The 4,023-nt window shown below is 42.8% G+C and carries 5 protein-coding genes; all 5 read right to left on the bottom strand.

All coding sequences use genetic code 11. The annotated features are described in order from the left end of the window. On the bottom strand, positions 1-285 hold a 285-nt coding region (locus AACT21_RS07355; protein WP_176430194.1), incomplete at its 3' end, for a FixH family protein. Between the two features lie 86 nt (positions 286-371). Next, complete coding sequence (ccoP, locus tag AACT21_RS07360; protein ID WP_013856895.1) at positions 372-1,349, bottom strand: cytochrome-c oxidase, cbb3-type subunit III; 978 nt, start codon at positions 1,347-1,349, stop codon at positions 372-374. Then, a complete protein-coding gene (locus AACT21_RS07365; protein WP_010320252.1) occupies positions 1,346-1,522 on the bottom strand; it encodes a CcoQ/FixQ family Cbb3-type cytochrome c oxidase assembly chaperone in 177 nt (58 codons plus the stop codon). The genes ccoP and AACT21_RS07365 overlap by 4 nt, the downstream gene beginning before the upstream one ends. Positions 1,523-1,531: 9 nt before the next feature. Then, positions 1,532-2,146 carry a cytochrome-c oxidase, cbb3-type subunit II gene (gene ccoO / locus AACT21_RS07370; protein WP_013856896.1) on the bottom strand — a complete coding sequence of 205 codons (615 nt, stop codon included), beginning with the start codon at positions 2,144-2,146 and terminating at the stop codon, positions 1,532-1,534. Between the two features lie 12 nt (positions 2,147-2,158). Then, complete coding sequence (gene ccoN, locus AACT21_RS07375; RefSeq protein ID WP_026027333.1) at positions 2,159-3,586, bottom strand: cytochrome-c oxidase, cbb3-type subunit I; 1,428 nt, start codon at positions 3,584-3,586, stop codon at positions 2,159-2,161. Positions 3,587-4,023: the final 437 nt, after the last annotated feature.

Raw genomic sequence — 4,023 nt, forward strand, 5'->3', positions numbered from 1 at the left:
CATCATTTTAATCGCGGGGTAGTGTTCAAGCTCACCTTTATTAAATTTGAAGATAATATCATTACCCTCAGAGTAGACTTCCGAGCTGAGCTTTAATGCTTTCGCTTCGTTAATTTTTGATAGGTCAATATTAATGCCTTTGCCTTTTTTGTAGTAATCCTCAGTCACCAATGACACTGAATTCTGAGAAAAGACGATAACCGTTGCAATCGTCCATATCACCACAGTTAACGGTAAGATGATCAGAAACCACGGCCAGAATTGTTTATACCAAGGAGTTACCATAAAAAAGTTCTCAACAACAAAATAAAGAAGGCTTATTAAAAAGAGAAGAAAGACAGCCCTAATAAAGAGCTGCCTTTGTTGTGCAATTAGTTCTCTGTATTGCTTAAACTCCACACGTAAGCAGCAACCAGTTGAACTTTATCTTCACCGAGAATGTCATTCCAAGCAGGCATAACACCTGATCGGCCATGCATGACCGTTTGAGTAACATCGGCTCTTGAGTCACCAAATAACCAATCGTTATCAGTAAGATCAGGTGCTCCAAACGCAGGGTTACCTTTACCATCCGTACCATGACAAGCGGCGCAAACGACGAAGCGAGCTTTACCTGCTTCCGCTTCTCGAACGTTCACAGAACGCCCAGAAAGGCTTAGGGTATAACTCACCACTTCCTTCACACCTTGCTCACCGAGGACATCTTTCCAAGCTGGCATTTGTCCAATACGACCATGTCGGATAGTGGTCACAATCGCTTCTGGTTCACCACCATATAACCAAGCATTATCGGTTAGATTCGGAAAGCCTTTTTGACCACGAGCGTCAGAACCATGACACTGAGAGCAGTTTTGTAAGAATAAACGCTGACCAACCTTCAATGCATCAGAATCTGCTGCAATTTCAGGAATAGGGCGTAAATCCGAACCGCCGCCAGTATAAGCTAAGCGTTTAAATGCTTCACCAAAGTAGGTGTTTGCGTCATCTAACTCTTTTGCATACTGTACTAACACTTTATTGTTTTGCGCATTTGCAATCGAGGCTTTGGACTCATCAAGAGAGCGAATGGTTTGATCTGAACTTTGCCAACCAAGTACACCTTTAAAACTACCTAACCCGGGATAAAGGGTCAGATAGATAGCGGCAAAAATAAACGTACTAATAAAAAGATAGGTCCACCATTTAGGCAGAGGGTTGTTGAGCTCACGAATACCATCGTATTCATGGCCCATATCCGAGCCTTCTTCCACTCCCATTTTGTCTTTTAAACACCAAACGAGCAGAATCGCACAGCCCAGCAAAGTTCCCACCGTAATGATGATGACCCATAGACTCCAAAATGTCGTCATTGTTTAGTCACTCCTTGTTCCTTAGAGGATTTGGGCTGTTCATCGGCAAAAATGAGGTTAGCCGCTTCATCGAAACGAGCTTTACGGTTTTTGCCATAGGCCCACCACACTACGCCTATAAAACAGACGAACAGCACTATGGTCCAAATACTGTGAATAGTACCGATATCCATAACTACCCCTTACTTCATTGCGTGACCAAGAGATTGAAGATAAGAAATGATTGCATCCATTTCTGATTTCCCTTCGACATCTTTTGCTGCATTCGCGATTTGTTCATCGGTATACGGCACACCAAACTGATTACGGAATAATTCAAGTTTGCTTTGCGTAAGCTTGCCGTCCAACACATTTTTTGCTAGCCAAGGAAAACCGGGCATGTTTGATTCAGGAACCAGTTCGCGAGGATTAGTCAAGTGAACTCGATGCCATTCATCAGAATAACGACCACCAACACGAGCCAAATCAGGCCCAGTCCGCTTCGAACCCCACACAAATGGATGCTCCCAAACACTTTCACCAGCCACCGAATAATGACCATAACGCTCCGTTTCGGAACGGAATGGGCGAATCATTTGGCTATGGCAAACGTTACAACCTTCGCGAATATAGATATCACGGCCTTCAAGTTGCAGCGCAGTGTAGGGCTTAAGATTTTCAACAGGCTCAGTAGTTTGCTTTTGGAAAATCAATGGTGTGATTTCAACCAAGGCTCCCCAACTGATGGCAAAAATAATGAAAATAGCCAGTAAACCGACATTACGTTCGATGATTTCATGGCGATTATTAGAACTCATTCTTTCATCTCCTTATGCCGGTTGAGGAATAGCTTTTAAGCTATTATCTGGTGCAAAAACCGTTTTATACGTGTTGTAAGCCATCAGGAACATACCTGCTAAGAAGATAAATCCACCAATGAATCGAACGGTATAGAATGGGTAAGAGGCTTGGACAGACTCAACAAAACTGTACGTTAACGTACCGTCAGAGTTAACAGCACGCCACATCAAGCCCTGCATAACACCTGAAATCCACATCGCAACGATGTAGAGCACCGTACCAATAGTCGCTAACCAGAAGTGAGCATTGATCAGACCAACAGAGTACATACGCTCTTGGTTAAATAGGCGAGGGATTAAATGGTATACCGAACCAATCGACACCATTGCCACCCAGCCTAGAGCTCCAGAATGCACGTGACCAATGGTCCAGTCGGTGTAGTGTGACAGTGCGTTAACTGTCTTAATCGACATCATTGGTCCTTCAAACGTAGACATTCCGTAGAATGACAATGAAACGATGAGGAATCGTAAGATTGGGTCATAGCGCAGTTTATGCCAAGCACCAGATAACGTCATAATCCCGTTGATCATCCCGCCCCATGAAGGAGCAAACAACACTAACGACATCACCATGCCAAGTGACTGAGTCCAGTCAGGCAGAGCAGTGTAGTGTAAATGGTGCGGACCAGCCCAAATGTAAAGAGAGATCAAAGCCCAAAAGTGAACAATCGATAAACGGTATGAATAAACAGGGCGTTCAGCTTGTTTTGGTACAAAGTAATACATCATACCAAGGAAGCCGGCAGTAAGCAGGAAACCCACCGCATTATGACCGTACCACCACTGAACCATAGCATCCACCGCCCCAGCGTAAACTGAATACGATTTACCCATAGAAACAGGGATTGCCATGCTATTTACAATATGCAATACAGCAACAGTAAGGATAAAAGCTCCGAAGAACCAGTTTGCCACATAGATATGTGCCGTCTTACGTTTGACGAGTGTTCCAAAAAACACTATCGCATAAGATACCCATACAAGAGCAATGGCGATATCAATTGGCCATTCTAATTCCGCGTATTCTTTACCGGAGGTATAACCCAAAGGTAAAGTTATTGCTGCAGATAAAATAATGGCTTGCCATCCCCAAAAGGTGAAGGGCACAAGAGGACCACCAAATAGACGAGTTTGACAAGTACGCTGAACAACATAATAAGATGTTGCAAAGAGGGCACTTGTACCAAACGCAAAAATAACCGCATTAGTATGCAGAGGACGTAAGCGACTGTACGTCAACCACGGCGTATCAAAGTTTAGCTGTGGCCAAACTAATTGAGCGGCAATCAAAACACCTACAGCCATACCAACAATACCCCAGAGAATAGTCACTAAGGTAAATTGCCGAACAACTGTATAGTTGTAGTTTTGTTCAAGCTGCTTTTCTTGGCTCATTTGCATGCTTCCAATTTCTAATTAACTACACTTTACTTCCAACACGACACATGTCGTAATGCCCCCCAAATCCACAATAGAAATACTGCTTTATCATAACGTTACTATCTATTGCTGACTTTAAAAAAAAGTGGCATTTTCAACCGTCAACTATACTGCAATTAACAATTCAATGACAGAGTAGTAACCTTACAGTTGTTCAGGATTTGGCCTTTTATTTCAAAACTTTGAAGTTTGTTACACGAGGAAGAAAGCATCATGGCTTCAGAAAAGCTTACAAAACACAGGTTTGCTCAAATACTAATCACATTACTCATTCTTTTGGTCGCTTTTTTCTGGAGGACTTTTTCTTATCAAAACGTCGACATGACGAGCTGCACTCCAACGCCAAATTGTTCTGTATTTGTAAATGAACAGGAAATTATAGTGATTAAAGA

The sequence above is a fragment of the Vibrio sp. V08_P9A1T1 genome (genome assembly GCF_963874405.1).
GTDB classification, from domain to species: domain Bacteria; phylum Pseudomonadota; class Gammaproteobacteria; order Enterobacterales; family Vibrionaceae; genus Vibrio; species Vibrio anguillarum.

Coding starts and splice junctions, on each gene's coding strand:
- ccoO (WP_013856896.1), bottom strand. CDS start 2,146: ATGAGTTCTAATAATCGCCATGAAATCATCGAACGTAATGTCGGTTTA.
- AACT21_RS07365 (WP_010320252.1), bottom strand. CDS start 1,522: ATGGATATCGGTACTATTCACAGTATTTGGACCATAGTGCTGTTCGTC.
- ccoN (WP_026027333.1), bottom strand. CDS start 3,586: ATGAGCCAAGAAAAGCAGCTTGAACAAAACTACAACTATACAGTTGTT.
- ccoP (WP_013856895.1), bottom strand. CDS start 1,349: ATGACGACATTTTGGAGTCTATGGGTCATCATCATTACGGTGGGAACT.